Here is a 2,329-nt window from a genome sequence, read left to right as displayed (position 1 = left end):
TAACCCAATAATAGAAGTGCTTTTATTTTATTGTCTCAAAAAATAGTTGCAGTACCAAAGTAAATTACAAAGCCTTTTTTTATTCTTCAGGTACAGTTTTTTTCTTACGTCCTTTAAGTGCAGTAATTAAAACTGGAATCAATGAAATAAATACGATTCCAAGAATAATCATTGAGAAATGTTCTTGCACGGCAGGGATATTACCAAATAGATAACCAGCTAATGAGCAAACCAAGACCCACAAAAATGCTCCAAGAACATTGAATTTAAGAAACTTAGTATATTTCATTGTTCCACTACCGGCAACGAAAGGTACGAAAGTTCTTATCAATGGGATAAAACGACCGATTGCAATCGTCTTACCACCATGTTTTTCAAAGAAAGCATGTGCTTCATCAAGGTGCTCTTTATTTATTAGCTTACTTAAATATTTGTTTTCAGTCGCAAATTGTCCAAAATGCTCACCGATCTCATAGTTCATTGAATCTCCCAGTGTCGCTGCAATAAAGAAAACTGCGAATAGCGCTAACGGAATCAATCCATAATCTGGATTAGCAGCTAATGCCATGGCAGCAAAGATTAGCGAATCTCCTGGTAGAAAGGGTAAAATTACGACCCCGGTTTCAATGAAAATGATTAGAAATAGTATTAAATACGTCCATAGTCCGAAATTATTAACGATATTAACCATATGATGATCAATATGTAGAATAAAATCTACTAGACTCATTACATAACTCAATCAATCAACTCCAAAATTTTCAAATTAATCTACATTATACTATCTTAGCTTAAATTAAGTTTAAAAATTTCGAAAATTTTAAATTATTGTTCAAACAAAGAAGTGCTATGAGCAAAATAGTCACGATCAGGATACATATTACGCAGCGCTTTAGTGACCGCGATTGGGCCTTCAGCAAAAGCGGTAGCAATTAATTGAAGTTTTCCAGGGTAAGTAATAATATCACCGATAGCAAATACATTAGGTAAGTTAGTCTCCATTTCTCGATCTACTTTTATAAATGGACCTTCAAGGTTTAAGTTCCAGTCATGTAGTATTTTAGAGTCTGAAATGAATCCATAGTTGACCAATAGTTTATCTACCGTAATTGTTTTTATTTCGTCAGAACGAATCATTTTCAATTCAACATCGATTTTAGTACGATCATCATCGTTAAATTTTACGTCTTTAATGATATAGGGATTCATTTGATCAACATCAGAATCGTTTAGTTCAGATACACTTGATTCCATGGCACGATATTTGTTTCTTCTATGTATGAGGGATGTAGAGTTTGATATTTTGTCGAGGTGAATAGCCCAATCAACTGCTGAATCACCACCACCAGCAATGGCAATGTCTTTGTCTCTATACTCTTCCATATCATTTACAAAATAACTTAGGTTGTTCTCTTCAAGTAATGGGTCATAGTCGAAGGTTAGTTTGCGAGGTTTGAAAGCACCGTTACCGATAGCGATGATTATTGATTTAGTCTTTATTGTTCCCTTATCTGTATCAACATTCCAAATATCATCTATCTGTTTTAAATCAGTAACTGAAGTCCCCAAGTATTTATCACACCCTAGTAATTCCAATTGCTTTATCAATGAATCAGTTAGTTCAGTACCTGAAATCTTAGGTAAAGCAGCAATATCAAAGATCTCCTTTTGAGCGTAAAGCGTCTCGGGTTGACCACCTAATTTAGGTAAACTTTCTATTAAAGCAACATTAAGTTTGCGCATACGTGCATAGTACGATGCAAAGATACCTGCAGGGCCACCACCAATAATAGTAATGTCGTAGATTTTGTTATTCATAATATGTCACCATTCTTTTTAATCTGTTAAAATATATTGTTGCATAGAAGCAATCTAAAAATAAAGGAGGTAAACTTATGAAAATAGGAGATAGACTCTCTGGGCAAGTATCAGGTGTGCAAAAGTATGGAATATTTGTAAAACTTGAAAATGGTAAGCAAGGCTTGATACATATTTCAGAATTAAGGCATGGATATGTTCCTAACGTTGAAAACATGTATCGCATTGGAGACCAGGTAGAAGTGATCGTTATGGATATAGATGAATACAATCAAAAGATAAGCTTGTCTATGAGGGCTTTACATAAGCAGAAGATAGGACGACCTATTTTACATAAACACTTCTGGACTAACTATAAAGATAAGATTGGTTTTCAAACAATTCAAAGCCATAGAAAACAATGGATAGATGAGGGAATCAGTGAAATTATAGAGAAAAAATAAAAAAATCACACTTTTTTTCAAAAAGGGGTTGCAAGACGCAATTCTAATTGGTAATATATTACCTGTTG

General features: G+C 33.7%; 3 protein-coding genes. 1 reads left to right on the top strand and 2 read right to left on the bottom strand.

The genetic code is table 11. From position 1 onward, the window contains the following. Positions 1-79: 79 nt before the first annotated feature. Positions 80-730, bottom strand: a complete 651-nt coding sequence (locus FC72_RS10520) for a DedA family protein (protein WP_057767484.1) — start codon at positions 728-730, stop codon at positions 80-82. Between the two features lie 95 nt (positions 731-825). Further along, on the bottom strand, positions 826-1,818 hold the full coding sequence (locus tag FC72_RS10515) for an NAD(P)/FAD-dependent oxidoreductase (protein ID WP_057767481.1): 993 nt from the start codon (positions 1,816-1,818) through the stop codon (positions 826-828). Between the two features lie 77 nt (positions 1,819-1,895). Between FC72_RS10515 and FC72_RS10510 the strand changes: the two genes are divergently transcribed. Beyond that, positions 1,896-2,261, top strand: a complete 366-nt coding sequence (locus FC72_RS10510) for a CvfD/Ygs/GSP13 family RNA-binding post-transcriptional regulator (RefSeq protein ID WP_057767479.1) — start codon at positions 1,896-1,898, stop codon at positions 2,259-2,261. Positions 2,262-2,329: the final 68 nt, after the last annotated feature.

Origin of the sequence: Companilactobacillus tucceti DSM 20183 (assembly GCF_001434665.1) — a bacterium.
Lineage (GTDB): Bacteria > Bacillota > Bacilli > Lactobacillales > Lactobacillaceae > Companilactobacillus > Companilactobacillus tucceti.
The sequence above is the reverse complement of the archived record's forward strand: the minus strand, read 5'-3'. Positions and strand labels throughout refer to the sequence as shown.

What these genes read in the sequence shown, in the direction of transcription:
- FC72_RS10520 (WP_057767484.1), bottom strand. Translation starts at nt 730, where the DNA reads ATGAGTCTAGTAGATTTTATTCTACATATTGATCATCATATGGTTAAT.
- FC72_RS10515 (WP_057767481.1), bottom strand. Translation starts at nt 1,818, where the DNA reads ATGAATAACAAAATCTACGACATTACTATTATTGGTGGTGGCCCTGCA.
- FC72_RS10510 (WP_057767479.1), top strand. Translation starts at nt 1,896, where the DNA reads ATGAAAATAGGAGATAGACTCTCTGGGCAAGTATCAGGTGTGCAAAAG.